General features: G+C 63.9%; 27 protein-coding genes and 1 tRNA gene. 16 read left to right on the top strand and 12 right to left on the bottom strand.

Going from position 1 to position 24,557, the window contains the following annotated elements; translation table 11 throughout:
• Positions 1-118: 118 nt before the first annotated feature.
• Positions 119-544, bottom strand: a complete 426-nt coding sequence (locus KUL25_RS14905) for a hypothetical protein (protein WP_257893651.1) — start codon at positions 542-544, stop codon at positions 119-121.
• A gap of 147 nt (positions 545-691) precedes the next feature.
• Entirely contained in the window at positions 692-1,231 is a 540-nt protein-coding gene (locus KUL25_RS14900; RefSeq protein ID WP_257893650.1) for a response regulator transcription factor, read from the bottom strand.
• Between the two features lie 62 nt (positions 1,232-1,293).
• Here KUL25_RS14900 and KUL25_RS14895 point away from each other — a divergent pair, with 62 nt between their 5' ends.
• The 8 genes from KUL25_RS14895 to KUL25_RS14860 all read left to right on the top strand — a co-directional run bounded on the left by KUL25_RS14895 (position 1,294) and on the right by KUL25_RS14860 (position 7,246).
• Entirely contained in the window at positions 1,294-1,608 is a 315-nt protein-coding gene (locus KUL25_RS14895) for a hypothetical protein (protein WP_257893649.1), read from the top strand.
• A gap of 24 nt (positions 1,609-1,632) precedes the next feature.
• Positions 1,633-2,538: an ATP-binding protein gene (locus KUL25_RS14890; protein WP_257893648.1), complete on the top strand. Its 906-nt coding sequence runs from the start codon at positions 1,633-1,635 to the stop codon at positions 2,536-2,538.
• Positions 2,539-2,542: 4 nt separating this feature from the next.
• On the top strand, positions 2,543-2,824 hold the full coding sequence (locus KUL25_RS14885; RefSeq protein WP_257893647.1) for an ATP-binding protein: 282 nt from the start codon (positions 2,543-2,545) through the stop codon (positions 2,822-2,824).
• Positions 2,821-3,222 carry a DUF2147 domain-containing protein gene (locus KUL25_RS14880; protein WP_257893646.1) on the top strand — a complete coding sequence of 134 codons (402 nt, stop codon included), beginning with the start codon at positions 2,821-2,823 and terminating at the stop codon, positions 3,220-3,222. The genes KUL25_RS14885 and KUL25_RS14880 overlap by 4 nt, the downstream gene beginning before the upstream one ends.
• 180 nt (positions 3,223-3,402) lie before the next feature.
• Complete coding sequence (locus tag KUL25_RS14875; protein ID WP_257893645.1) at positions 3,403-4,011, top strand: paraquat-inducible protein A; 609 nt, start codon at positions 3,403-3,405, stop codon at positions 4,009-4,011.
• Positions 3,999-4,622, top strand: coding sequence for a paraquat-inducible protein A (locus KUL25_RS14870; RefSeq protein WP_257893644.1), 624 nt, complete (start codon positions 3,999-4,001; stop codon positions 4,620-4,622). Before KUL25_RS14875 ends, KUL25_RS14870 begins: the two co-directional genes overlap by 13 nt.
• Complete coding sequence (locus KUL25_RS14865) at positions 4,615-6,690, top strand: PqiB family protein (RefSeq protein ID WP_257893643.1); 2,076 nt, start codon at positions 4,615-4,617, stop codon at positions 6,688-6,690. The genes KUL25_RS14870 and KUL25_RS14865 overlap by 8 nt, the downstream gene beginning before the upstream one ends.
• Position 6,691: 1 nt before the next feature.
• The gene (locus KUL25_RS14860; RefSeq protein ID WP_257893642.1) at positions 6,692-7,246 is read left to right on the top strand and encodes a PqiC family protein; all 555 of its coding nucleotides are present in this window, start codon (positions 6,692-6,694) and stop codon (positions 7,244-7,246) included.
• Positions 7,247-7,276: 30 nt separating this feature from the next.
• Here KUL25_RS14860 and KUL25_RS14855 read toward each other — a convergent pair whose 3' ends face one another.
• Genes KUL25_RS14855 through KUL25_RS14845 form a run of 3 tightly spaced genes read right to left on the bottom strand, consistent with a single transcriptional unit; the run spans position 7,277 to position 10,048 of the window.
• Complete coding sequence (locus tag KUL25_RS14855) at positions 7,277-8,038, bottom strand: enoyl-CoA hydratase/isomerase family protein (protein WP_257893641.1); 762 nt, start codon at positions 8,036-8,038, stop codon at positions 7,277-7,279.
• Positions 8,035-9,327, bottom strand: a complete 1,293-nt coding sequence (locus KUL25_RS14850; RefSeq protein WP_257893640.1) for a phenylacetate--CoA ligase family protein — start codon at positions 9,325-9,327, stop codon at positions 8,035-8,037. Before KUL25_RS14850 ends, KUL25_RS14855 begins: the two co-directional genes overlap by 4 nt.
• A 52-nt stretch (positions 9,328-9,379) precedes the next feature.
• Complete coding sequence (locus tag KUL25_RS14845) at positions 9,380-10,048, bottom strand: GntR family transcriptional regulator (protein ID WP_257893639.1); 669 nt, start codon at positions 10,046-10,048, stop codon at positions 9,380-9,382.
• A gap of 123 nt (positions 10,049-10,171) precedes the next feature.
• On the opposite strand from KUL25_RS14845, the gene KUL25_RS14840 reads away from it, so the two are divergent.
• The 8 genes from KUL25_RS14840 to KUL25_RS14805 all read left to right on the top strand — a co-directional run bounded on the left by KUL25_RS14840 (position 10,172) and on the right by KUL25_RS14805 (position 17,618).
• Entirely contained in the window at positions 10,172-11,452 is a 1,281-nt protein-coding gene (locus KUL25_RS14840; RefSeq protein WP_257893638.1) for an ABC transporter substrate-binding protein, read from the top strand.
• A gap of 67 nt (positions 11,453-11,519) precedes the next feature.
• Positions 11,520-12,404, top strand: coding sequence for a carbohydrate ABC transporter permease (locus tag KUL25_RS14835; protein WP_257893637.1), 885 nt, complete (start codon positions 11,520-11,522; stop codon positions 12,402-12,404).
• A complete protein-coding gene (locus KUL25_RS14830; protein WP_257893636.1) occupies positions 12,401-13,216 on the top strand; it encodes a carbohydrate ABC transporter permease in 816 nt (271 codons plus the stop codon). Before KUL25_RS14835 ends, KUL25_RS14830 begins: the two co-directional genes overlap by 4 nt.
• Positions 13,217-13,227: 11 nt before the next feature.
• Positions 13,228-14,283 (top strand): ABC transporter ATP-binding protein, encoded by a 1,056-nt coding sequence (locus KUL25_RS14825; protein WP_257893635.1) that lies wholly within the window; start codon positions 13,228-13,230, stop codon positions 14,281-14,283.
• Positions 14,284-14,307: 24 nt separating this feature from the next.
• On the top strand, positions 14,308-15,435 hold the full coding sequence (locus KUL25_RS14820; protein ID WP_257893634.1) for a cupin domain-containing protein: 1,128 nt from the start codon (positions 14,308-14,310) through the stop codon (positions 15,433-15,435).
• Positions 15,435-16,232 (top strand): HpcH/HpaI aldolase family protein, encoded by a 798-nt coding sequence (locus KUL25_RS14815; RefSeq protein WP_257893633.1) that lies wholly within the window; start codon positions 15,435-15,437, stop codon positions 16,230-16,232. Before KUL25_RS14820 ends, KUL25_RS14815 begins: the two co-directional genes overlap by 1 nt.
• Positions 16,222-16,917: an alpha/beta fold hydrolase gene (locus KUL25_RS14810; RefSeq protein ID WP_257893632.1), complete on the top strand. Its 696-nt coding sequence runs from the start codon at positions 16,222-16,224 to the stop codon at positions 16,915-16,917. Before KUL25_RS14815 ends, KUL25_RS14810 begins: the two co-directional genes overlap by 11 nt.
• A complete protein-coding gene (locus KUL25_RS14805; RefSeq protein ID WP_257893631.1) occupies positions 16,914-17,618 on the top strand; it encodes an RraA family protein in 705 nt (234 codons plus the stop codon). The genes KUL25_RS14810 and KUL25_RS14805 overlap by 4 nt, the downstream gene beginning before the upstream one ends.
• Before the next feature lie 3 nt (positions 17,619-17,621).
• On the opposite strand, the gene KUL25_RS14800 is transcribed toward KUL25_RS14805, so the two are convergent.
• The 7 genes from KUL25_RS14800 to KUL25_RS14770 all read right to left on the bottom strand — a co-directional run bounded on the left by KUL25_RS14800 (position 17,622) and on the right by KUL25_RS14770 (position 24,481).
• On the bottom strand, positions 17,622-18,386 hold the full coding sequence (locus KUL25_RS14800; RefSeq protein WP_257894872.1) for a hydroxypyruvate isomerase family protein: 765 nt from the start codon (positions 18,384-18,386) through the stop codon (positions 17,622-17,624).
• Positions 18,383-19,030 carry a 3-oxo-tetronate 4-phosphate decarboxylase gene (otnC, locus tag KUL25_RS14795; RefSeq protein WP_257893630.1) on the bottom strand — a complete coding sequence of 216 codons (648 nt, stop codon included), beginning with the start codon at positions 19,028-19,030 and terminating at the stop codon, positions 18,383-18,385. Before otnC ends, KUL25_RS14800 begins: the two co-directional genes overlap by 4 nt.
• Positions 19,023-20,264 (bottom strand): 3-oxo-tetronate kinase, encoded by a 1,242-nt coding sequence (gene otnK / locus KUL25_RS14790; RefSeq protein ID WP_257893629.1) that lies wholly within the window; start codon positions 20,262-20,264, stop codon positions 19,023-19,025. Before otnK ends, otnC begins: the two co-directional genes overlap by 8 nt.
• 355 nt (positions 20,265-20,619) lie before the next feature.
• Positions 20,620-20,695, bottom strand: a tRNA-Thr gene (locus KUL25_RS14785).
• A gap of 44 nt (positions 20,696-20,739) precedes the next feature.
• Positions 20,740-22,257, bottom strand: a complete 1,518-nt coding sequence (locus KUL25_RS14780; protein WP_257893628.1) for a heme biosynthesis protein HemY — start codon at positions 22,255-22,257, stop codon at positions 20,740-20,742.
• A 34-nt stretch (positions 22,258-22,291) separates the two neighbouring features.
• Positions 22,292-23,683 carry a COG4223 family protein gene (locus tag KUL25_RS14775; RefSeq protein WP_257893627.1) on the bottom strand — a complete coding sequence of 464 codons (1,392 nt, stop codon included), beginning with the start codon at positions 23,681-23,683 and terminating at the stop codon, positions 22,292-22,294.
• Positions 23,684-23,785: 102 nt separating this feature from the next.
• Entirely contained in the window at positions 23,786-24,481 is a 696-nt protein-coding gene (locus KUL25_RS14770; RefSeq protein WP_257893626.1) for a uroporphyrinogen-III synthase, read from the bottom strand.
• Positions 24,482-24,557: the final 76 nt, after the last annotated feature.

Below are 24,557 nucleotides of genomic sequence, written 5' to 3'. Positions count from 1 at the left end.
AGGACGGCGCGCCTGCGCAACGCATCGCCCCCCGGCAGCGCATCTTTCGTGTCTGTCGGGGGGGGCGGTTTGGCTTGCTTGGGGCCTGCGTGGTGCAAGGCAGAGGGAGCCCGGGGGCTTACTGCCAGATGAAGCTGACCGTTCCGCCTGCGAAGGCACTGAGGTTCATCACCATCGCGCGGTTGGCCTGGGCGGGCTCCAGCCCGTCGAACATCCCGAAAGCAACCCGGCAGTTGGACGAGAAGTTGGCGCAGCTTTGGCTGCCGGGTTGCGCCACGAGCGGGTTGATACCGCGCACCGTGTGGGTAAAGGCACACCCCACGTTGCCATAGTTGGCGATGCAGACACGGGTGATCGCCGGGTTGCTGCCGCCGGTGCCTGCATTGAAGATCTGGTGCATCTGGCTGGCGCCCCGGGTGGAGGTCACATCCAGCGTCTGGATGTATCCGGCGTCAAACGTCTGCGCATTGGCGGACAAGGTTGCAGCGGCCAGAACAGCGGCGGCGGTGGCAAGGCGAAGGGCTTTGGTGATCGAAGAGGTCATTGGAAATATCCTTTGGTGTTTAGGTCCTTGGTTTGTTTCTGGCCCCCTCATGGGGCCGATGAAACAGACCTACCAACACCCCGCCACTTTCAATATGGGGGTGAATCCCCATACGGTCGCGCCTGCTCTTTTCCTAAGTTGGGATCATCAATTGATGGAGATCCCCATCAGCGCGGCCACTTCCGCGTTGGTCCGCCCGGCCAGCACCATGTTGAGGGTTTGACGCTCGCGCGCTCTCAGCGGCGCTGGCGTCCCGGCGCCCCGCACGATATCCAGGATCGCGGCGTCGATCTTCCGCCCGCCGCGCAGGATCAAGGGCACGGCGGCCAACATATCCGACGCGTCCGATCCCTTTGCAAACAAGCCGTGCACGCCCGCCTCGATCAGATGCGCCAGCAGGCCCGGCGAGGTCACGCCGCTGTAGACGACGATTTTCGTATCAGGGCTCCAGCGCTGCACGTCCACGACGATCTCGGCCCCCGAGGCTATGGGCATGGAGACGTCAAGGATCAGCAGATCCGGACGGTGCGCCTTGACCCCTTCGATGGTTTGCAGGCCGTCCTCGGCCTCGACGACGATCTGCACTTGGGTATCCTGCATCGCGCGATCATGTTCCAAGGCGGACTTCAGACCCATGCGAACGATCTTGTGATCATCGGCGAGCATGCCGGTGTATCGTTTCGTCATTGTTCTATCCATGCGTCCGCGATCACTCTTGCGCTTGGGAAAACCTATCCGACGAGGGGCCTATGACAAAGCCGTTAATCCATATCGCAGTGATCTCTGCCGCGTCGACGACACTGTGGACGGGGGCAAGTCATGCAGTGTCCTTCGATGTCCCTGCGCAACCGCTGGGGGACGTGGCCGAAGGGGCCATTGCGGCGGCTGCTTTCTTTCTGGGCAATTTCTCGGTCATCGCCGTCTTGATCGTCATTGCCCTTTCCCTGCGCTACTGGATCTGGGCGCTCTATACCCTTCTGGTCCCGCTGGGGTTGATCTACATCGCCCTGTTCGAGCAGAACATCAGCGGTATTGTCTGGTCCGGCATCGATGTCAGCGCCTAAGGCCTGATCGCGGGCGGCTATGGGATGCTGACGATCAACTACCTGGTGGCGGCGCATACACTGCCCGCTGACCACAAGTGGGCCTGGCTCAAAACCCCGTTCCGGGTCATCGCTGTAGGGGTCTGGGCCATCTGGGCGTTGGGTCGCCTGGCCCCGATCGAGGTTGGCTACCTGTTGTTCAGCATCACCGGCTGTACCGTCGCAGTCGCCCATTTCTTCCCGGTCTCGACCTTCTCGAAACTGCGGGGCGGCTATGACACGATGATCCGCAACCTGATCTGGGTCCTTTTGACCTGTGTGCTGATCGGCGGCACCGTCGTGATCGCGGGCGGATTTGATGGGCAAACCCTGACCGTCGTCATCAACCGGGTCCTTATTGCCGCCATAACCATCGGTTTCGGCGCGCTCTTCATCCGTAACATCTTCGTGCTGAAATCAGACCGCGAAATCGCGGTCCAGGAGGCGCTGGATCACGCCATCGCACAGGCCCGCCTCAGTGAGGAACTTCTGGCCGCGCAAGAGGGCTACACCGCCGCGGTGGAAGTCGCCCAAGCGCGCACGCTACGGCTGGCGACGGCCTCCCACGACATCCGGCAACCGTTGTCCTCCCTGCGCACCTCCTTCGCGGCCCTATCGCGCGATATGCCCGAGGTGACCCGCAGCCATCTACAGCAATCACTGGACTATCTGGACGAATTGGCCTCCAGCTACGTGAGCGAGGCGCGCACGTTTGAGGGGGCCAGCCACGGCCACCCTGAAGACGCCCCCGCCCCCGAAACGGACGCGCAGGTCCGCGCCGAACAAATCGGCGCCACCCTGCATCGCATGTTCGAGACCGACGCCGCCGAGCGGGGTCTGACCCTGAACGTCGATGTCGCCCCCGCGCTGCTTGATAACCCAGCCGCTCGCGTTGATGCGGGTGTTGTGTAACCTCATGTCGAATGCGATCGCCCATGGCGCGCCGGGGGCGCTGCAACTGGACGGCCACGCGGGGCAGGGGGGCTATACGTTCTCCATCAGCAACCCCGGCGCGGCGGCGCTGGACTTCGGCGCATGGAACAAGCGCAAGACCTCCGAGGGCAGTGGTCTTGGCCTCGCCATCGTTCAGGAACAGGCGGCGCGGGCCGGGTTGATCCTTGCTGTGCCGGAAGGCGGAGCGGATCGCACCTGCGTCAGCGTAACCATCCCGCAACCGGAAACGGAGACCGCACCATGATCCGATCGCGTCTTATCCTCATCCTGTGCCTAGCGCTTCCGTCGATGGCGTTCAGCCAGACTGCCGGACCGCCCAATGCCCTTGACGGGGTTTGGCAAACCGGGACGCGGAATGGATCGTGGGGATACGTCCGCTTTGCGCCTTGCGAGGCCGCGTATTGCGGGATCTTGGTCGACGGCGGTGGGCGCAACGTGAACCCACAATACTTCGGGACCGTGCTGGTGACCGGTATGCAATGGACAGGGTCCGAGTTTTCCGGCGGCAGCCTGCTGGATGTAGAGACTGGGCGCGTCTACCTGTCCCGCATGCGGTTTCGCGATGCCAATCGCCTGCAGATTTCGGGCTGTGTCCTGGGCGGCCTGGTCTGCGGTGGCCAAACATGGACCCGACTTCCGTAAGGGCGCACGACCCGTAACCGCTTGGCGTCTGTCGCTGGCATCAGGGGGTGCGGCACCCTAGCTTTAGCAAGGAAAATCCAGCTTGCACGCAACCGCACGCAAGCCCATCCTGATCGCTTCTCTGCTTTGAGGCCTGCACAAGTGTCTTCTGCCAATGCGCGAAATGTCGATATCTCAACCGTGTCCACGGATACGGTGGGCTGCGTCGTATGCGATGCGATTTACAGTCTTCGACCCGAACTGGCGGATCAGGCCACGCAGTGTGCGAGGTGTGGCCACAGGATCACCTACGGGAAACGCGCGACACTGGCATGGTTGGTCAGCCTGTCGGCGACGAATGTCGCACTTCTGGCAATGGTCGTGTTCCTGCCGTTTCTCGAACTGCATTCCGGGCAATTCGAAAATGCGGCTTCCGTCATCGATGTGGTGCTTGGCTTCAGTTCAGGCATCATGGTGCCGCTGGCCTTGGCCGTTCTGGCGTTCATTCTAATGCTCCCCCTCAGCCGCTTTCTGCTGTTGATCTATGCGCTTGGGCCCATTGCCGTGGGCCGACGCAACTTGCCCTATGCCGCGCGGGCTCTTCGGGGCGTGTTTTTGCTCAAGCCCTGGGCAATGGCCGAGATCTTCATGGTCGGCGTCGCGGTTGCCCTTGTGAAGCTGGCGGATCTGGCGACGATCTCGATCGGGCCCGCGTTCTGGATATTTGCCGGGGTCGTGATCTTGAATGCCTACCAGGACACGCTGATGTGTCGGCACACGCTATGGACGGCGTTGATATGCAACGAGTGATCACTGCCCGCGAAACCGGCCGCGTCGTTTGCCGAAGTTGCAGCCTTGTGGCCCCGGCAAAGCAGATGCGGTGCGCCCGATGCAACGAATGGCTGCAAAGCCGGGATGCGTTGAGCCAGCAAAAGGTCTGGGCTTGGCTGATCGTGGGGCTGATCGCCTACATTCCCGCAAATCTCTACGCGATGCTGCGCACGACGCAGAGTTTCCGTACCACCGAAAGCACCATCGTCGGCGGGGTCGTCGACCTGGTTCACCACGGTGCCTATGCGGTCGCGATCATCGTGTTCGTGGCCAGTATCGTGATCCCGGTGGGCAAGTTCATCGTCATCGCCTATCTCGCCATTCTTACAACGCGCCGCCATCGCACTGACCCGCACAGGCTCTTGCTACTGCACGAAGTGGTGGAGTTCATCGGGCGCTGGTCAATGATCGATGTCTTTGTCGTTGCCATTCTCACGGCATTGGTGCAATTCGACGTTCTTGCCACAATTAACCCCGGCATTGCCGCTGTTTGTTTCGCCCTGTCCGTGGTGTTCACCATGCTTGCGGCCCAAAGCTTTGACTCGAGGCAGATTTGGGATCGTCTGGAGGGAAAATCCAACCATGAATGACGAAGATCTGCCCGAACCCGAGATCACGCAGCGCCGGGGGCGCGGTGCCTCGTGGGTATGGCTGATGCCCTTGCTCGCCTTGGCGATCTCGATCTTTGTTGTCGTGCAATCCTATCGCGGCCAGGGCCCCGTCATCGTGGTGTCCTTGCCGTCTGCCTCCGGCATCGAAGCCGGTGAAACGCCCCTGCGATTTCGAGATGTGGAGGTCGGCATTGTCGAGGATCTGGATTTCTCCGAAGGGTTCCAGGCCGTTGAGGCGCATATCCGTATCGACAGCGAAATCGCCCAATACGTCGATGCCGAAGCCGAGTTCTGGCTGGTCGAACCGCAGGTCTCGGCCCGTGGTGTGACGGGGTTGTCGACGGTTCTGTCCGGTGTCTACATCGAAGGCACCTGGGACGGCGAAATCGGCGCCTTTCAGGACCGGTTCAACGCCCTTGAAAACACGCCTTTATCGCGTCCCGGCGAAGCAGGCACGCGGGTCGTGTTGCGGTCGCGCGACGGGGGCCAACTGTCCGCTGGCGCGCCCGTCCTGTTCAACGGCATCGAAGTTGGCCGCCTGGGCGAGCCCGAGCTTAGCGAGAACGGCACCGTCATCACGATGGATGCCTTCATCGAAGCCCCCCATGATGCACGGCTGTCGACCAATACGCGCTTTTGGGACATCTCGGGCATTTCGGTAGACCTCAACACCTCGGGCCTGTCGGTCAACTTCGAAAGCCTTGCCTCGCTGGTCGAAGGCGGCGTGGCTTTTCAGGCCCTGGTGACGGGCGGCGAACCGATCCAGCCGGGTCAGATCTTCGACGTCTATTCCAGCCGTCAGGATGCGCAACGCAGCGTGTTCGAGGCCCCGGTTGATCAAGCCCTGTCGCTTGGTGTCATCATGCCCGCCGAGGACGTGCGCCTCGTGCTGGGGGCGCTGGTGCGCTATGGCGGCATCCGGGTCGGCGAAGTTACCGACATCATCGGGTATACGGACCCCCGCGCGCCCGAGGACGGCGTGCAAATCCTCATCACCTTCTCGATCTCGCCGTCGCGCATCGGGCTGCCGGACGTGGCGACCGTCGATGACCTGTTGGAGGTGTTGGCCCAACGGGTAGAGGACGGCCTGCGGGTTCGCGTGTCCAGCGAAGGATTGCTTGGCACGTCCCTGATCCTGGAGATGTTCGAGGATGAAGACCCCGATGGCCAAACCCTTGAGACCGGCTTGATTGACGTTCCGATCATCGCCGCCGCACCGCCCAACGTGACGGAAGCCTCCGCCGATCTGGATGCGATCGTCGCGCGCGTCGCGGCCCTGCCGATCGAGGATGTAATGAACGCCGCCATAGATGCGTTGGACGGCATCACGATGCTGTCCACCGGCGAGGATATCCGCGCGTTGCCCACCAACCTCAACGCGCTGGTGGCCGAGGCACGCGCCGTCGTCGCGGCCGAGGAGATCGGGACGACCCTCACCAACCTGTCGAACGCCGCCGAGGGCCTGCAAGGGCTCGTGGCGCGCATCACGGACAGCGAGGGGGTCGCCACCACCCTGACCGCCCTTGAGGCGAGCGACGTCATCGTGGCCGACTTGCAGACCTTCACGGAAGGCCTGCCAGACGTGTTGACGGGGATCGAGACCCTTGTTGCCCAACTTGACACGGCCCCTGTCACCGCTGCCGCAAATTCTGCTGATCGCGTGTTGCAGCGCATCGAGACGATCCTTGCGGCGGAAGAGATCGAGAATTTGCCCGCCTCGCTCAACACGACGCTCGCGGAATTGTCGGCGATCCTTTCGGCCCTGAGCGAGGGGGGCGTGGCGGAAAACCTCAGCAGCACGCTGGCTTCGGCGGACACGGCCTTCGCATCCATCCAATCGGCAGCGGAACAGGTCCCGGCCATCGTCACGCGGCTCGACTCGCTGGTTGCATCTTTGCAGGGGTTGGCCGGAGACTACGACGACGATTCTACCGTCTACCGGGACCTGCGCGCGGCGATTGCGGATATCTCGCAAGCGGCTGACGCCTTCCGCTCACTTGCCCGCGCCATTGAACGCAACCCGGATTCGTTGATCAGAGGACGATAAGATGAACCTAGCTAGGATCACCATTGCGCTCGTCGTGTGCCTCGCTGGATGTGGCGGCGACGCTGCGCGCCTGTCGGTCAGCCCGGCGGTGTCTGAAATGCAGACGCGCGTTTCCGTGCGATCCGTTGCGGTGGCAGACATCTCACTGCCGGAATACGCCAGCGCCTCCGAGGTCGTGCGCGAAACAGAAGGCGGTCTGATCGAAGTGGTGCCGGACCTGATCTGGGCCGACGTGCCCGAAGACGCGATGGCCAATGCGGTCGTGCGGCACCTGTCGCAGATCACCAGCGTGCCCGTTGCCCGCACGCCTTGGCCGCTTAGCTCCTACCCCGATGCAGAGCTGACGATCAGGGCTGAACGGATGCTGCTGGGGGCGAATGGTCAACTGCACCTGAGCGGCCAATTCGCGATCCGGCGCGATGATGGCGCGTGGGCCGAACGCATCCGCAGCTTCGACATCGCGGTGCCGGTGCGTGGTGAAGACCTGCCCGCCCTCGCCGATGCCCATGGCGAGGCATGGCGCGCCCTTTCCGAGCAGATCGCCGGGCAGCTTTGAGGCGACGCGGGGTGAGGCCCGCCCGCATCTTCAGAACGCGTTCAGGCGACGTGTCGTCTCGGGGTCCATGAACCCTGCAACGGTGGCATCGGTTTCCAACTGCATCGCGCGGTGAATGTCTGGGACGGAGGCGAAGGTCAGCACGCGCTTCATCGCCCGGACCGAAAGCGGCGGCAGTTCCGCCAGCTTGCGCGCCGTCTCATGCGCTGCGCCGATCAGGTCCGCATCGGGGACGACTTTCCATGCGACCCCAAGGTCACCCAAGGTCGTCGCGTCATAATGCTCGCCGAAAAACAGCATTTCGCGCGCTTTGTGGAGGCCGACCATGCCCGGCAACAAGGCGGTCACGGCGCCGGTGACGAACAGGTTCAGCGAGACCTCGGGGAAAAAGCCCTTGGCGCTGTCGGCCCAGATCGGGAAGTCGCAGTTGATCGCCCATTCAAAGCCGCCGCCCACGGCCCATCCGTTGATCGCGCCCACGACGGGTTTGGGGCCAAGCACGATCGCGTTGGTGCAGCGCTGGATCGCCTCGACCAGCGCGCGCGCCTGCTCTTCCGTTTCGGGGTGCGTATGTTCGCGCCGGTCATCGCCCGCGCAGAAGGCCTTGCCAGCCCCGGTCAGGATCATGGCGCGGGTGCCGGGGTCCGCGTTGGCATCGTCAAAGGCGCGCCCGACGTCCGCGACAAGCTGCGGGTTCATCGCGTTCAGACACTCAGGCCGGTTCAGGGTTATGGTGCGAACGCCGTGTTCGTCCAACGCGCTCAACACGGTGTCATAGGTGAAATCTGTCATTGGTACCCTCGGATCACGCGTTTCGTTTTGCCTTCGGTCAGGGGAAATGTGCCGTGGGGCACCAGCGTCACCTGCGCCGTCGCACCCAAGCGTTGCTTGATACGCGCGGCCACCTGATCCGCCAGATCATGCGCCGCTTCCTGGCCCTCTGCCACTTCGGCGATCACCGGCAAACGGTCATGGGGCGGCGGGGCGTCCAGCGATATCCGGTAATCGCCCGAAAGCGCGCGGAACTCGTTCAGGACCGCCGCCACCATCGAGGGGAACATGTTCAGCCCTCGCACCACCACCATGTCGTCGGATCGCCCGACCACGCGAAAACGAAACCCGGTGCGCCCGCAGCGGCATGGCCCGGTCTCATCGATGGCGATGATATCGCCGGTCCGAAACCGCACCAACGGTTGGCAGTCACGTAGCAGATGGGTCAGCACCAACTCCCCCTTCTGGCCGGGCGCAATTTGAATGGGGGTGCCATACTCGGGGTCGATCAGCTCGGGGAAAAGCACATCGCTGGCCATGAAATGCAGCCGCGTGTCATGGGCGCACTCCGCCGCGAAATTCGAGAAGACATCCGACACGCCGTAATTCGCATTGCGCGCCTCCATCCCCCAGACGTCCCTTAATCGCGCCCGGAAAGCCGGGTCATCCAGCCCCGGCTCTCCGCCGAAGAGCCCCAGCTTCAGACCCAGGTCGCGGGGCGCGAGGCCGGGGAAGGCCTCGGCCAGCACGCGTTCCAACACGGTGGGGTAAGAGGGTGTGCAGGAAATGGCATCGATGCCGACCTCCTGAATGGTGCGCACCAGCAATTCGGTCGACCCTACGCCAAAAGGGATGACCAGCGCGCCGGTGGCCTGCAAGGTCATGTGATCGGTCAGCCCGCCCATCCACATCTGGTAGTTCAGGCAATGCACCACGCGGTGGGCAGGCGTCAGCCCGGCCGAGGATTGGCACCGCCCGCCGACTTCTTCCGTGATCGCGCAATCGCGGGCGGAAAGGGCAAGGTTCATGGCTTGGCCCGTGGTGCCAGACGTGCGGTGCAGGCGCACGGGGGCGTCATCCGCTGCGGCGAGGTAGTCCCCGAAAGGGGGGTGCGCGGCCTGTGATGCACGCAGCATCGCTTTGTCGGACAGCGGAAGCTCTGCCAGATCACGCAGGTCACGCGGCGGCGGGGAACCTTTCCAAAGCTGTTGGTAAAAGGAGGACTGCGCCACGACATACGCCCCTTGCTCCCGCCAGCGATCTTGCTGCAAGGCCTGCAAATTCGCCATCGGGGCACACTCTGGTGTCATGGCTCTTTCCCACATCGATCGATCTTGCCAGCCCAACAGCCCGAGTTGGATGTCAGCTGGATGCACGCCGACGCTGATACCGCCGTTCATACAGCATGCGATAGGCCGTAGCCGAGGCTGGCAGATGCTCTTTCGTGGCCTGAACATAGGTCTCACGCGCGTCACCCCGCATGGCTTCGATGATCGCGTAGTGTTGACGGATGACGTTCTGCATATGGGCTTCGTCGTCGTATTTGACGACGCGAATCGGCTGCGCCATGCGGGCGTGTTGCGCGATCAGCGCGGTCAGCCGGGGGTTGTCGCAGCAGGCGAACTGCACTTCATGGAACTCCTGATTCAACCAGAACACGGCGCGGAAATCGCCGGTCTCGAACGCCTCCGTGTGGCGTTTGGCGATGTCTTCGAGGCGATCCACGATCTGCGGGTCCACGGGAAGTTTCGTGCGCGCGGCGGCGGCGGTCTCCAACACGATGCGCACATCATAAAGCGCGTCGACCTCATCGGGGGTCAGTTCCACGACTTCGACACCGCGATGGGGCCAGCGCACCAGAAGGCCTTGGGTTTCCAATAGCGCAAAGGCGCTGCGGACGGCGTGGCGCTTGGCATTGTATTGCGCCATGACGCTGTCTTCCGTGATGCGGCTGCCGGGGGGATAGATCCCGAAGATGATGTCGTTTTCCAAGTCTTTTTCGAGTTCGGTCGCCATGGTCTTCTCGTTCATCCGGGTCTTTCAATCTTACTCATACTACGAGCTCTCACACCATCAACAAAATTATCAATAATAATATTGACGAAAACAGAGGTGGCCCTTAACCATTGAGCGATCATTGTCAGGGAGGATATGATGAAAGTATTGACCAGCACGCTTGCCATCGCGGCAGCCCTTGCCGCCGGGCACGCCAGCGCGTGGGAGGCCACCGAAGGCCAGCCCTTCGCCGGAGAGACCGTTCGCATCCTGGCGGTGACATCCAGCCAGTTCCAGGCCCATGAGGCCCGCGTCGCCGCGTTCGAGGAAGCGACAGGCATCGATGTGGAAGTTGATTACGTGCCGTTCCCCAACATGCGCGAGGCGCTGACCGCCGAGATGATCGGCGGCGGTGGCGATTACGATGTCGTATCGATCATGGACCAGTGGGTGCCGTCCCTCACCAACCTGATCCAGCCCATCGGTGACGGGATCGCCGCGCAAGGCACGGATCTGTCCGATTTTCCTGCCGCCCACATGCGTCATGGCATGATCGGAGATGAACTTTACGGCCTGCCCGTGCGCGGCCACGTACAATTGATGTTCTACCGTACCGACCTGTTCGAAGAGGCAGGCGTCGAGGTGCCCCAGACCTGGGAAGAGGTCGTGACCGCCGCTCAAGCGATCCAGGAGGCAACCGATGCTTCTGGCATCGCACTGCCTTACGGGCGTCTGAACGGCCAGAACCTGATGGTCTGGATGAACCTGCTGTGGGGGCACGGCGGGGATCTGTTCGATGATGCAGGCCAGCCGATCTTCAACTCGGATGCTGGCGTGATGGCGACCGAGCAGTACATCAATTTCCTGACGGTGGATGAAATCGCCCCGGCTGGATCGGCAGTCTTTGTCGAGCAGGACGCGGTGAACAGCTTCAAGCAGGGCAACTCTGCCATGCTGCCGGTCTGGTGGTGGGTCTCCTCGCAGCTGACCGACCCCGAGCAGTCGACGATCACGGCAGATCAACTGGGCTTCGCGGCGATGCCCACGGTCGGTGACGGGGATCGGACCACGTTCACCAATACCTGGATTTTCGGCGTGACCGCAGAATCCGACAACCGCGACGCTGCGATCGAGTATCTTGGGTGGCTGACGGACCCGGCGCTGGAACGTGATGTCTTGCTGGATCCCGAGTTGAGTGAGTTGGTCGCCGTCCACCTCTCGAACATGCGGGACGATGAGGTCAACGCGCGCTGGGGCGGCATCCACGCCGCGGCGGCGGATGCGCTGGAAACAGCGGATGGCATCGAGTTCGGTGATGACTGGCTGCGCATCGTCGAAGTGCTGGAAACCGCCATCTCCAGCCTGGCCTCCGGCGAGCAGGACGATGTCCGCGCAGCCCTGGACGCCGCGGCCGAGGAAATCGCGGAAATCCGCGGCTGATCGTGCAACCCGCTGCGGCTGCCCTGGTGGTGGCCGCAGCACCATTCCCCAAGGGACGAGACCCGCAATGCGCGACAGATCACTCCAATACTACTTGCTGGTCCCGGGCTTTCTGATCGTCCTTGCGACGACGTTTTACCCCTTGGCTTATTCGCTGACGACGGCGTTCCGCGATTGGGATCTGACCCGGTCCCGCCGCCCCGAAGAGTGGGTGGGTTTCGACAATTTCATCCGCGCCGCCGGTGAATCGCACTTCCTTAATTCCCTTTGGGTCACGACGATTTTCGTCGTCTCCAGCGTGATCCTGACCCTGATCATCGCGATGTCGCTGGCGCTTCTGCTGCGCCGCAAGGGTCGCATGCACACGTTCACGCGGATCATCCTTATCCTGCCTTTCGCCATGAGCCCGGCGCTGATCGGCGTCAGCTTTCGGTTCATGTTCAACCCGGAATTCGGCGTGCTGTCCAACGGCCTTGCCGCGATTTTCCCCGCCCTTGAAGGGACGCCGTGGTTGGCCAGCCCCGATCTTGCGATGGCGATCCTCGTGGTCACGGACGTCTGGCACTGGGCGCCTTACATGACGTTCATGTGCCTCGGCGGCCTAGCCTCTATCCCCCGCGAAACGGAAGAGGCCGCCCGCATCGATGGCGCGTCCAACCTGCGCATCATCTTCGGCATCATCCTGCCGCAAATGAAGGGCGTGCTGCTGGTCACTGCGATCCTCAAGACGATCTTCGCACTGAAGATGTTTGATCAGGTCGTCACGCTGACCGGTGGCGGCCCTGGCACCTCAACGGAAACACTGGCCTACTTCATCTTCAACGTGGGCTTTGAATGGTACGACATGGGCTATGCCTCGGCGCTGGCGTGGATCCTGACGGCAATCATGATGACAATCTCGATCTGGTATGTCCGCATGCTCTTGAGCGAGAGAAAGATGGCAACGGCATGATGCGTATCCTTTCATGGTGGGCCGAACGGGCTCTGCTGCTTTTCATCTGCATCGTGGTCCTGTTCCCGATCGCCTGGATGTTCCTGACGGCGTTCAAACGCCCGATCGACGCCTATTCCCTGTCGCTGAATTTCACGCCAACGTTCGACAATTTCGTCACCGTTTTCTCAGACCCGTGGAACCTGGGGGATATGGTGATGAACTCTGTCGTCGTGGCCTCTGTCACTGTGCTGATCGCGGTGCCCTGCGCGTCGCTGGCGGCTTATTCCTTCTCCCGTTTCCGGGTGAAGGGGCGCAAGTTCCTGTTCTTCCTGATCCTGTCGACGCAGTTCATCCCGGCGGTCGTGATCGTGTTGCCGTTCTTCCTGATGTTCCGGCAGCTGGACCTGCTGGACACGCGCATCGCGCTGATCATCGTGAACCTCGCCATCGTGACACCCTTCGTGATCTGGATGATCAAAGGCTACATCGATGCGATCCCAACAGACAGCGAAGAGGCCGCAATGATCGACGGCGCATCCCGCTTGCGGGTGATCAAGGACATCGTCCTGCCGATGGCCGCGCCCGGCATCCTGACGTCATCCATCTTTTGCTTCATCCTGACGTGGAACGAATTCCTTTTCTCCCTGATCCTGACGCGCCGCGACGCGGTGACATTGCCCGTGGGCCTTGTCAGCTTCCGCACCGAGCGTGGTGATCTATGGGAGTTGATGTCTGCCGCCGGTGTCATGATCACCGTTCCAATCTTCATCATGGCACTTCTTATACAAAAACACTTCACGCGCGGCATGACAGCCGGCGCGGTCAAATAGGGGGGCGGGGTATGGCTGAAGTTCGACTCGTCGATATCGAGAAACGCTACGGTGCGTTCCATGCGGTCAAGAAGCAGAACCTGACGATTGAGGAGGGGGAGTTTTTGGTGCTGCTCGGCCCATCGGGCTGCGGCAAGACCACGACGATGCGGATGATCGCGGGGCTGGAGGATATCACCTCGGGCGATCTTATGATCGCGGGCCAGCGGGTCAACGACAAGCCGCCCAAGGACCGCGACATCGCGATGGTGTTCCAGAACTACGGCCTTTATCCGCACATGTCAGTGGAACAGAACATCGGCTATCCGCTGAAACTGCGCGGGGTGGACAAGGCCACCCGTACCAAACAAGTGCGGGAAACGGCCGAAAAGGTAGAGCTTGAGGCCTTGCTCAAACGTCGCCCGTCCGAACTGTCGGGCGGTCAACGCCAGCGCGTGGCGCTTGCCCGCGCCATCGTGCGCACCCCGAAAATCTTCCTGATGGATGAGCCGCTATCCAACCTCGACGCCAAGCTGCGCGTGTCGATGCGGGCCGAGTTGAAGCACCTGCACCACGAGCTTGGCGTCACGACGGTCTTCGTGACCCACGACCAAATGGAAGCGATGACGCTGGCCACCCGCGTGGCCGTCATGCGCGACGGTCAGATCGTGCAGTTGGACACGCCCAAGAAGATCTATTCCGAGCCGGTCAACCTCTTTGTGGCGGGCTTCATCGGCTCGCCCTCCATGAACCTGATCGAGGGCGCCATCGCGGGCGGACAGTTCACTGCCCCCGGCGTGCAAATGCCTGTTGATGCGCCGGACCGCGCGGACGTGGTGCTGGGGATCCGTCCCGAAGATCTGGAGCTGACCCAAAGCACCGACGCGCCGATCTCGGGCGCGCTCTATGCGTTGGAGTTGACCGGGGATTCCACCCTCGTGACCCTGCGCGAAAAGGGCACCTCCATCTGTGCCCGCGGTCCCGCCGAATTCGAGGCCGCCATCAACACGCGCTGTATGCTGGCCCCCAAACCCGGCGGGCGCGTCCATCTGTTCGACAAGACCTCTGGCGAGCGTCTGGATTTCTGAACCCCAATCAAGGTGACACCTCCCATGCCCTCTCTCTCGCAACAAGAAGCAGACGCCCGCCGGGTCAAACGGTCCGATTACACGTCCTGCACCGTCGCTTTCATCGATTGCAAAAAGCCCGGTTCGCACCTGAAAGAGAACTATTCCATCATCGGCCCCGGTGTGACCTCGTCCGCAGATCAGGTGGTGAACCTGCCGGAACCGCACGGCTTCAATATCGGGGCGGCGGCGATGCCCAACGGCATCACCAATAACCTGCACATCCATTTCACCGCCGAAGTGTTCATCGTCCAGAAGGGGGAATGGACCTTCCGCTGGGGATCGAACGGCGAGAACGAATTCACAGGCCGCGAAGGTGATATCCTGTCGGTGCCGACGTGGATCTTCCGGGGCTTCACAAATGCGGGCCCGGATGATGGCTGGCTCTTCACGATCCTCGGCGGTGACAATACCGGCGGCGTGATCTTCCACCCGGACATCATTCGTGAGGCGGCGGAATACGGGCTCTATATCTCCAACGAGAATACGCTGATCGACACGTCTCGTGGCGATGCGGTGCCCGATGCGGATGCCTGCATCCCCCCCATGCCCGACACCGAGGTCGCAGCGCTGCGCGAGGTCACGCCGAGGGAGATGCGAAGCCGCGTCGTCACCGCCGCCGACCGTGATTTCCGCCCCGCGTTTATCGACGCGAACCTTCCCGGTTGCGGCGCGGAGCTTGCGCCCGTCATCGGCTACGGCCTCACCCAGAACCGAGATCACGCCGCCCCCATCACCAACCCCCACGGTTTCTCGACCGAGTGGTTGCGCATGGCCCCCTGCACCCACGTCAGCCCCTTCGCGCTGCCCGACAAGATGGTCATCATCCTGCACAAGGGCCAGCTGCGGATCACCTTCCACGACGGCACGGATGTTACCGTCGATCTGGAGGCCTGGGACACCTACTCGATCCCCGCAGGAACCGTGCGGTCGCTTGAGGCATTGGGCGATGAGACGGTCGAAGCGCTTGTCACCGTGTCGGGTGATCACCGCAAACGGCCCGTGTTTGCCGACGATGTCATCGCGGCGGCCGAGGCCCGCGGCACCGGTCTGGACGCGGGCGGCTTCATGGCCAAGGCGGCGCTGCTCCCGCTTTACCGGAGGGCTGGTTGATGCGTCCGAACCACGTCAAGACACGCCTTGCCGCTGGCGATCCCGTGATCAATGCGTGGCTGTCGATCGGGGCGAGTTATTCGGCGGAGGGCGTTGGACACACCGGCGTGCATTCTGTGACGGTCGACTTGCAGCACGGCATGTTCGGCTTCTCCGAGGCGCTGCACATGTTGCAAGCGATCTCTGCCACGCCCGCGATCCCGATGGTGCGCGTGCCGCATCTGGACCCGGCACAGATCATGCAACTGCTGGATGCGGGCGCTTATGGGATCATCTGCCCGATGATCTCCACCCCCGAACAGGCGGCGGAACTGGTTGCGGCCTGCCGCTACCCGCCCCATGGTAACCGCAGCTTCGGACCCTCGCGGGGGTTGCTCTATGGCGGGTCCGATTATGTGGCGATGGCGAACGAGACGGTGATGGCGATTCCGATGATCGAAACGGCAGAGGCAGTGGACCGCATCGACGAAATCCTCGCCGTGGACGGCATCGATATGCTGTATCTGGGCCCCAACGACATGGCCTTTGCGCTGGACGGTCATGTTCGCTTTCCGCGTCCCGCGTCCGAACAAGCCATGGGGACCGTCCTGTCGCGTGCGACCCAGAAGGGCGTGCCCGTCGGCATTTTCTGCGCCGACGCGTCCGAGGCCCGCTTGCGGATGGACGAAGGCTATGGGCTGGTCACGCCGGGCAACGACTTCGCCCATCTGACACGCAGTGTCTCGGGCGCGGTGAAGAATCTGCTGGATACAGAAAAGCCGAACCTTGCAACCGCGACTGGAAATCATGGCTATTGATCCAGCGGACGGTCGGCCTTGGGCCTTGCTGCCGGGCACCTTGTGCACAGGGGAAGTCTTCGATGGCTTCCTTGACGCGCTTGGCGTGGCGCGCCGCGCCCGCACCGTGATCGAGCTGTCTGACCCGCAAATAGAGGACTACGCCGATGCCCTGACCGCTATTGCGCCAGGGGCCATTATTTGCGGCTTCTCCCTTGGGGCCATCGTGACGGCCCATCTGGCAGATCGGCTGGACGCCGCACAATTTGTTTTCTTCGGTCTCAATCCCCACGCCGATGACCCCGCCAAGCGGGACGGGCGCCTCGCCCTTGCCCGCGATGTCACCCGTCGTGGTGGGGCGGCGGCCTTGGCAGAGCGCTTGCCGCCCTTGGCCGGGCCTGACCCGGAACGTGCCCTGTCGCAAATCCTGTCGATGGCCAATCAGACGCAGCACCTGATCGATGCCCATACCGCGATTGCCCTTTCCCGCCCGGGCGCGTTGGGGGCCCTGTCACGCGTCCCTTGCCCGGTCACCCTGTTGACCGGCACGGACGACCAGATGGCCCCCTTTGCGCTCGCGCAGGATGCCGCGCAGGCGGCCCCGCAGGGCCGGGCAGTGGCCCTTGAGGGGCTGGGGCACTATGCCTTGGTCGAAGACCCCGCCGCCTGCGCCCGGGCCCTGTCTGATGCCTGGAATGCCCCATGATGCTTTCTCAAGATCTGGCTGCCCGGCTTCGGGCCTGTGACACACCAACGGTGTGCAACGCGATTGAGGTGGCCCAAGGTCGCCGGGGCTTCGCAGGCTTCACCCGCGCCACGATGCACTGGTCCGGTGATCGGCACACGCGCATCCTGGGCTTCGCTCGGACCGCTCACATCGCGGGCCGCGAGGCCCCGTCTGAGCCGCCTGACGTCTTGCGCGCCCGGCGGATGGCGTACTTTCGCGCCATGGCCGAAGGCCCTCGGCCCGGCGTGGCAGTGGTCGAGGATATGGACGGAGACGCCGCCCTCGGCGCTTGGTGGGGGGAGGTTCACGCCGCCGTTCACGGCAGTGTCTTTGGCCTGTCGGGGGCGGTGACCAACGGCTTGATGCGCGACCTTGGCGACCTGCCCGCGTCGTTCCCGGTGCTGGCCGGCGGCATCGGTCCCAGCCACGGGTTCGTCCACGTGCACCAGATCGGCGAGCCGGTGGAGATTTTCGGTCTGCGCGTGGCACAGGGCGATCTGATCCATGCCGATTGCCACGGTGCGCTTGTCATCCCGCCCGAGGTTTTGCCGGATCTGGGCGCGGCACTGGACAAGCTCGAACAAAGCGAAGGCTTGGTGTTAGGGCCGATCAAGGACGGCCCCGTCAGCTTCGAGGCGTTCGAAGCCCATTGGGCCGCATTCGAGAAGGCCCGAACCTGAGGCCTACCCAAGCGTGCGCATCCACCCAAGCGTATCCTCCGTCGGGCCGCCGGGCTTGTATTCCGCCCCAAGGGGCTGGCTCCAGCCCAGGGCGGCGATCTCGGCGAAAACCCCGGCATAACCGAGGTCCCCATGGTCGGGCGCGCCGCGATCCGGGACAGAGGCGAACTGGATGTGCCCGATCAGCGGGTAGAGCGCGCGCAAGCGTCCGATCACATCGCCCTCGGTTCGGCCCACGTGGTAACAATCGAACATCAGCCGCAGGTTGGGGGCGGCGACCTCTGCGATGATCTCGGCGGCGAGATCTGTCGTGCCAAGGAAATATCCCGGCGCATCGAACCGGTTCAGGGGCTCGATCAGGATCACCAGATCGCGCTTGGCCGCCCCCTCGCAGGCATGATGCAAAGCCTTGATGAAGGTGTCTCGCGCCTCGTGCCCCTCGGCAAATCCTGCCATGACATGGACCGCCCCCGCGCCGATCCGTGTGGCATAGTCCAGCGCTTCATCGATGGCCGCGCGGGCCTCGTCCTCGCGGCCGGGCAGGGCGGCAAGGCCGTTCTCGCCCCCCGCCACATCACCGCGCCGTGTGTTAAGACCCAACATCGGCAGCCCGGTCTCTTGCAGGGCGGCGGCCACGTCTGCCGGGTCCACGTCAAACGGCCAATGGCATTCGACCGCGTCGAACCCCGCGGCCTTCGCCGCATGGATGGCATCGGGCAACAGGCGGTCGGTCCACAGGAATCCAAGGTTGGCCGAAAACGCTGTCATCCGTCCCATTCCACATCGAATTGCGTCACGACGGCCCGCACCTGTGCGTCCGTCAGGCCGCGCGCCTGCACGCCGCGCATCATCATTGCCAGCCGCGCGCTGTCTTCCAGCTCTTCCACCGCGTTGCACGCGGCCTCGATATCCTTGCCCGCCACCACAGGTCCGTGATTGGCCAGCATCACGGCGCTGCGTTTGCCCGCCAGCCCGCGCACGGCGTCCCCCATGGCGGGATCACCCGGCAAAAAGAACGGCAACAACTTCACGCGCCCTAGTTTCATGATCGCATAGGGCGTCAGGTGCGGCAGGAAATCGTCTTCATTCACGTCCGGCATCATCGACCACGCGACCGAGTGACACGAATGCAGGTGCACGACCGCGCCCGCTGTGCTGCGGGTGTCGTAGAACGCCGTGTGTAGCGGCATTTCCTTGGTCGGCTTGTCGCCCGACACCAGCGTGCCCGCCGCGTCGAAGCGGCTGAGCCGTCCGGGATCAAGCCTTCCGAAACTTGTGCCCGTCGGCGAGACAAGCAGCCCGCCGTCTTCCGTGCGGGCCGAGATATTGCCGGTGCTGCCGTGGGTCAGTCCGCGCGCGAACAAGGAGGCGGCCAGCAGGCAAATCTGCTCGCGCAGTTGGGTCTCAGACATGGGGTCTTGCCAATATGTGATCTGCTTTCGTGAAGAAATCCTCTGCCCCGAAGTTACCAGACTTGAGCGCAACGACCAGATCAGGGCGCGCCCGCAGGGCCGGGACGCCGGGGTCGATCTCGGGGCCGATCTCCAGCGCGTCAAGGTCCAGCCCCTCGACTATGGCGCCAGAGGTCTCGCCACCGGCCGTGATAACGCGGGTGACACCCCTTTCGACGCACAGGCGGGCGACCTCGGCGAAGAAGTGCTCCAACGCCTCAGACGCGGCTTGCCGGCCAAATTGGGCCTGCACCTTTGCCACGGCCGCCGGATCGGCAGAGCTGTAGGCCAGCGGCAGGCCCTCTGCCTCCAACAGCCATATGGCGACCTCTGCAGGCAAAAGGCGCGCGTCGATCACATCGGCAGCGGTGATCTCCTTGGTGGGGTTGGTTTGCGCGTGGCGCACGATCTGCGCCCGCGTGGCCTTCGAGCATGACCCCGACAGCGCAATCGCTTTGCCCGGCTGCCCCGTCCACGGCACGGGGGCCGGCACGCAGCCGAAGTTCGCAGGCAGCCCCAGCGCCACGCCCGAGCCCCCGGTGATCAGGGGCAAGCCCTTGGCGGCCTTGCCGATCTCCAGCAGGTCCGCGTCGCGGATCGCATCCACCACGATCAAACGGTGCCCGGCCTGGTTTTGTTCCTCCAGACGATCCGCAATCCTTGCAGCCCCGCCAAAGACATCGGCAGCGGGGACATGGCCAACTGTATGGGCGCTCTGGGGTGCCAACCACCGGCGGATATCAGGGTCTGTCATCGGGGTCAGCGGATGATCTTGCAGACCGCTTTCATTCAACAACACGTCATTGACGAAAAGGTGCCCCTGATAAAGCGACCGCCCCGCACCCGGAAAGGCCGGACAGACGATCACCTTGTGGGCCGTTAGCGCCTCCGCCAGGGCATCGGCCACGGGGCCGATGTTGCCCTCCGCCGTGGAATCGAAGGTCGAGCAATACTTGAAGAAAATCTGCTCGCAGCCTTGGTCCAGAAGCCAATCGAGCGCCGCGCGCGATTGCGCCACGGCCTCTGCCACCGCGATCGACCGAGATTTCAGGGCGACCACGCCCGCCTGCACCTCTGGCACAGCGGCAGCATTCGGCACGCCGGTATACTGAACCGTGCGCATACCTTGCTTGGCCAAGGTATTTGCCAGGTCGCTAGACCCCGTGAAATCGTCCCCGATACACCCAAGCAACATTGCAAACCTCCAAAGGGCGCGTGGATTTCCAGGAAGGGGTGTACCCAGACGATAGAATTCACGCTGCTAAATATTATCAATAATAATATCGATATAACCCACCGGCCCGGGGGTCAACCACGCTGCAACAGCCTTCAGCCGACCGAAGCGGGTATGACTACGGTCGCCCGACCGCCCGACCTGCGCACCAGGTGTCGTCCCAAGGGAGCATCGTGATTACGGATTTTGCGCGATGCCCCCAAAAGCGCCCTCAATGTGGGGCATTTCGTGGGATGTGGCCGGACAATCACTCACCGCGAGACCGTTAAAATTCGGGGCCCTATCGGATGTCTCTAACCATGTTCGGATTGGAAAGTGGTGCCGCTGAAGGGACTCGAACCCCCGACCCCATCATTACGAATGACGTGCTCTACCATCTGAGCTACAGCGGCGTACCGGGCGCGCTGATAGCAAGGCGCGCCAAGTTTGGATAGACCTAATTTCGCGAAACCTGCGCCTCGGTTTCCGCGTCCTCAGTGACTTCAGCGTCTTCCGGTTCGGCGGGCGTGATATTCTCGGCTTCGGGAATGTCTTCCGCGACGACCTCGGCCTCATCCGCGTCACTCTGGTCCTCCAAGGCGCCCACGATCAGGGGCAGCATCTGGGTGGGGCCGACGAGGGAGGCCTGGGACTGGCGTGCCTCGGCCCATTCCAGCGTATCGAAGCTTTCGCAGTTGGCGCAGACGGGGGTCCAGTCTTCGTGCACATGGCCGCAGCTCGAGCACATCCACTGGTTCCCGCGTGGGGCGGTGACGGCGCGGGCAAGCCAGCCGCGCACAACGCGATCCGGCGAGCCTTCGCCGCGCTCGACCGCTGCCATGATCGTAAGCGAGCGTGCCGTGGGTGCGGTTTCGGCCAGATCACCCAGCGCCTTGCGGGCCGCGGGGAAATCCTCGTTGGCGATATGCAACTCGGCCTCCAGCATCCGCACCTCGGGGTGGCCGGGGTGCTTGCCCAGAAGCGGGCGGAAGCGGCGCAGGCGCAGGGCCGGGGTTTCATCGGGCTCGATCAGCGCGAAGGCGGCGGCAAGGTCCGGGTGCGGGGCCTGATCCCAGGCCTTGCGGATCACCTTCACCGCATGGCGTTTGCGCCCGGCCTCAACGTCGATGCGGGCCGCCATCACGGCGGCGGGCACAAGGCCGGGGGCCAGTCGGTTGGCCTCGGCCACATCGCGCGTGGCGGTGACGACCTGACCTTCGGCCATGGCGTCGCGGGCATGTGCCAGCGCCAGCACCGCGTCGCGGCGGCGGTGCAGGTCGCGGGGCACATTGCCCGCTTTCAGGGCGGCGGCAAGCGTGCCGCGTGCGCCTGCCCAATCCTCATTGCGTGATTGCAGGGAGATCAGCGTCGTCTGCACATCCGCGTTCTTCGGACGCAGCGCCAGCGCCTTCTCGGCCAGCTTCAGGGCCGTGTCGGTGTCGCCCGCGTCCAGCTTCTGCTGCATCAACCCGCGCACACCGACAAAGCGGGTGCGGTCATCGGCGACCATGGCCTTGAACGTTTCGGTCGCCAGTGCATCGTCGCCAACCATCTGCGCGCCCTGTGCCACCACCAAGTTCGTTAACTCGGGCCGGCCCAGGTACTTGCCCGCCCGCTCCGCCTTGCGGATCGCCAACCGGCCTTCGCCCGCCGCCAGCGCCATCATGCCTTCGCCCAACGCCTCATAGCCCTTCCGCTCGGACCGGCGGTCGAAGTAGCGGCTGACCGCCGTTTCGTCGCCGTTCAGAAACCGCAGCGTGGCTACCAGAAGGCCGACGACCTTGAACAGGATCCAGACCGCCAGCAGCAGGACCAACGCGCCGACCACCGCGAGGAACGGCGTGATCACGAACTCTCGCCCCGTGATGATCAACAGGCCGAGGTTGTCCATCCCGGTCAGGTAATCGATCCCAAAGACGACCCCCACGACGATGGCGATGAAGATCATGATTTTTAGCAGCGACCAGAGGAGCATGCGGCGCGATCCTTCGTTTGACCCAGCGGGGTCTTTAGTTTTCAAGCGTGGCGGAAAGCTCCGCCAGCGCAGCATCAGCAGCGACCCGGGTTTCCACCTGATCGACCCAATCATCCAGCATTGCCTGTGCGCCCTCGGGCAGGGCGGCGATTTCACTCAGCGCAGTGTCCAGGTCCCCGGCGGCGACGGCGGCCTCGGCACGGCTGAGCACGGCGTCGGGGTCAGTACCCTCGCGCGGCTCGACCGAACGGCCCCCGATCTGGCCCAGAAGAAACGCGGCGGCACGGTCCGTGGCGCTGTCACCCGCCGTTTCGCGTAGCGCGATGGGCAGGGCGGCGCGGGCGGCGCCGGGGAAAGCGGCCGCGAGGTCTTCCAGCGTCGGCACACCGGTTTCGGCGGCGGCCGCAAGCGCGGCGGGCGCCTCTCCGGGCAGTTCGGCCAGCGCATCTGCAAAGGGCCCACCGGCGGCCATGGCGGCCCGCACACGGCTTAGCGCGGCTTCCGTCTGGGCGGCGGCGGCCTCTGCCGCGGCTTGCGCTTCTGCCTCTGCAATGGCGGCTTCGGCGGCCTCTGCCGCAGCTTGTGCTTCTGCGGCGGCTTCGGCTTGCGCGGCTGCGGCTTGTGCAACGGCCTCTGCGGCGGCGGCTTGCTCGGCCGCCATGCGGGCTTCCAGCGCTTGGACGGCTTCCGTCATCGCGGCGGTATCAGCCGAGACTTCGCCGGTGAAGATCGGGCGTTCTTCCAAAGCGACGATCCGGCCTGTGAGGGCCTCGATCGTGGTGCCGACGCCTGCCACATCGTTGGCCACGCCCGCAATTGCGCCTTCAACGCCAGAAAGGTCCACTTCGGGGATGACCGGCGGTTCCACCGACGCAAGGGCGGCCACCTCGGCCTGCAACGCCGCAATCGTGCTTTGCTGTGCTTCAATCGAGGCCGTGGCTTCGGCCAGGGCCGTATCGGTGGCAGAGGTGTCATTGCTGCCCACTAGGCCGAAATAGGCCGCGCCGTACCCAAGGGCAGCCGCCACGACGCCCCCCAGCAACAGCGCGCCGAAACCGGGGCCGCGTTTCTCGATGATGGGCGCAGGCGTGGGGGCAGGCACAGGCGCGGGCTCTTCGGCCCGGGTATCTTCGGGGGCCTCTTCGACCGTTTCTCCGTCGACAATCTCTGTCTGCGCCGGGTCTTGGGCAGGGTCTTCGACGTCCGCTTCGGCGGCGGTCGTGTCGCCGGGCTCGATCGTCACGCGATCGCTTGCCTCGGGCTCCGCCGCGACGGCATCTTCGCCCAGGGTATCATCGCCCAGAACGACGGTATCGCCGCCCATATCGCCTGAACCGCCCACAGTTTCCGCCGTCACGCTTTCGGGCGCCACGCTGTCGTCTTGGGATTTCTGACGTCCCGAACGGGTCGACGATTTTTTCGCCATGGGTAGCGGCCCCCTGCTGAATGTGTGTTCTCGCACGCCAACTTAGCGCGGTGGAAGGGCAGAGTCAGCCCGCTGCAAACTGTCATGACGCCGCGCTGGCTTCTAGGGGGAATTCCGTTTCACACCCAAGGACGCCATCATCTCGCCCATGGCGTCGCCCGTGGGTGCGGGCGCGATCATTGCATGCGCCCCCATGGCGTGCGGCAGCGCGTCCGCCACGGCCTGGCTGAGTGCGATGATTTTCGTGTCCGCGCGCAGGCCTTGCGCGGCGTGGGCGAACAGCTTGGCACTGCGTGGCGAGAACAGCGGCACGATCAGGTCGGGACGGGTCAGGGCATCATGGAAGGCGGGGCCGGGGGCGAGCTCGCGCTGGTCATAGACGGCAAGGCCCGTGGCGTGCAGGCCAAGATCGCACAGCCGCCCCACGATATCGCCCCGCGTATGGGTGCCGTGAAGATGCAGCAGGCGTCCGTCGGGGCGACGATCCGCCAGCGTTTGGATAAGCCCCTCGGCGTCCGCGCCTGCGACCTCCGCCTGTAGCCCCACCGCGCGGGCGGCGGCGGCGGTCCGGGGACCGACGCAAAACGCGGGCAGGGTGGTAGGCGGCAGGAAAGGCACCACGGCCTCGGACGTCAGGATCAGCCCCGCCACGCCCCCCAGCGTGATCTCGGCGCCCGTGCCGACGATCTCCATCAGGGGGGCGATCACCACATTTGCGCCGTCCAAGCCCTTGGCAAACCTCTCGGATGCCGGGCGCGGGCGGGTCAGCAGAAGCGTGGGGGTTTGGTGGACTTGCATGGGCGGCAGTGTTACCTCGCAGGCGATAACCACACAATGCGGCCCCGCGCTCAAGCAGCGAAGCGATAGCGCACAG

This window comes from Gymnodinialimonas phycosphaerae (genome assembly GCF_019195455.1).
GTDB lineage: Bacteria > Pseudomonadota > Alphaproteobacteria > Rhodobacterales > Rhodobacteraceae > Gymnodinialimonas > Gymnodinialimonas phycosphaerae.
Note: the sequence above shows the minus strand (reverse complement) of the source record. Positions and strands in the feature narration are given on the sequence as shown.

Coding starts and splice junctions, on each gene's coding strand:
- KUL25_RS14905 (WP_257893651.1), bottom strand. CDS start 544: ATGACCTCTTCGATCACCAAAGCCCTTCGCCTTGCCACCGCCGCCGCT.
- KUL25_RS14900 (WP_257893650.1), bottom strand. CDS start 1,231: ATGACGAAACGATACACCGGCATGCTCGCCGATGATCACAAGATCGTT.
- KUL25_RS14895 (WP_257893649.1), top strand. CDS start 1,294: ATGACAAAGCCGTTAATCCATATCGCAGTGATCTCTGCCGCGTCGACG.
- KUL25_RS14890 (WP_257893648.1), top strand. CDS start 1,633: ATGCTGACGATCAACTACCTGGTGGCGGCGCATACACTGCCCGCTGAC.
- KUL25_RS14885 (WP_257893647.1), top strand. CDS start 2,543: ATGTCGAATGCGATCGCCCATGGCGCGCCGGGGGCGCTGCAACTGGAC.
- KUL25_RS14880 (WP_257893646.1), top strand. CDS start 2,821: ATGATCCGATCGCGTCTTATCCTCATCCTGTGCCTAGCGCTTCCGTCG.
- KUL25_RS14870 (WP_257893644.1), top strand. CDS start 3,999: ATGCAACGAGTGATCACTGCCCGCGAAACCGGCCGCGTCGTTTGCCGA.
- KUL25_RS14865 (WP_257893643.1), top strand. CDS start 4,615: ATGAATGACGAAGATCTGCCCGAACCCGAGATCACGCAGCGCCGGGGG.
- KUL25_RS14860 (WP_257893642.1), top strand. CDS start 6,692: ATGAACCTAGCTAGGATCACCATTGCGCTCGTCGTGTGCCTCGCTGGA.
- KUL25_RS14855 (WP_257893641.1), bottom strand. CDS start 8,038: ATGACAGATTTCACCTATGACACCGTGTTGAGCGCGTTGGACGAACAC.
- KUL25_RS14850 (WP_257893640.1), bottom strand. CDS start 9,327: ATGACACCAGAGTGTGCCCCGATGGCGAATTTGCAGGCCTTGCAGCAA.
- KUL25_RS14845 (WP_257893639.1), bottom strand. CDS start 10,048: ATGAACGAGAAGACCATGGCGACCGAACTCGAAAAAGACTTGGAAAAC.
- KUL25_RS14840 (WP_257893638.1), top strand. CDS start 10,172: ATGAAAGTATTGACCAGCACGCTTGCCATCGCGGCAGCCCTTGCCGCC.
- KUL25_RS14835 (WP_257893637.1), top strand. CDS start 11,520: ATGCGCGACAGATCACTCCAATACTACTTGCTGGTCCCGGGCTTTCTG.
- KUL25_RS14830 (WP_257893636.1), top strand. CDS start 12,401: ATGATGCGTATCCTTTCATGGTGGGCCGAACGGGCTCTGCTGCTTTTC.
- KUL25_RS14825 (WP_257893635.1), top strand. CDS start 13,228: ATGGCTGAAGTTCGACTCGTCGATATCGAGAAACGCTACGGTGCGTTC.
- KUL25_RS14820 (WP_257893634.1), top strand. CDS start 14,308: ATGCCCTCTCTCTCGCAACAAGAAGCAGACGCCCGCCGGGTCAAACGG.
- KUL25_RS14815 (WP_257893633.1), top strand. CDS start 15,435: ATGCGTCCGAACCACGTCAAGACACGCCTTGCCGCTGGCGATCCCGTG.
- KUL25_RS14810 (WP_257893632.1), top strand. CDS start 16,222: ATGGCTATTGATCCAGCGGACGGTCGGCCTTGGGCCTTGCTGCCGGGC.
- KUL25_RS14805 (WP_257893631.1), top strand. CDS start 16,914: ATGATGCTTTCTCAAGATCTGGCTGCCCGGCTTCGGGCCTGTGACACA.
- KUL25_RS14800 (WP_257894872.1), bottom strand. CDS start 18,386: ATGACAGCGTTTTCGGCCAACCTTGGATTCCTGTGGACCGACCGCCTG.
- otnC (WP_257893630.1), bottom strand. CDS start 19,030: ATGTCTGAGACCCAACTGCGCGAGCAGATTTGCCTGCTGGCCGCCTCC.
- otnK (WP_257893629.1), bottom strand. CDS start 20,264: ATGTTGCTTGGGTGTATCGGGGACGATTTCACGGGGTCTAGCGACCTG.
- KUL25_RS14780 (WP_257893628.1), bottom strand. CDS start 22,257: ATGCTCCTCTGGTCGCTGCTAAAAATCATGATCTTCATCGCCATCGTC.
- KUL25_RS14775 (WP_257893627.1), bottom strand. CDS start 23,683: ATGGCGAAAAAATCGTCGACCCGTTCGGGACGTCAGAAATCCCAAGAC.
- KUL25_RS14770 (WP_257893626.1), bottom strand. CDS start 24,481: ATGCAAGTCCACCAAACCCCCACGCTTCTGCTGACCCGCCCGCGCCCG.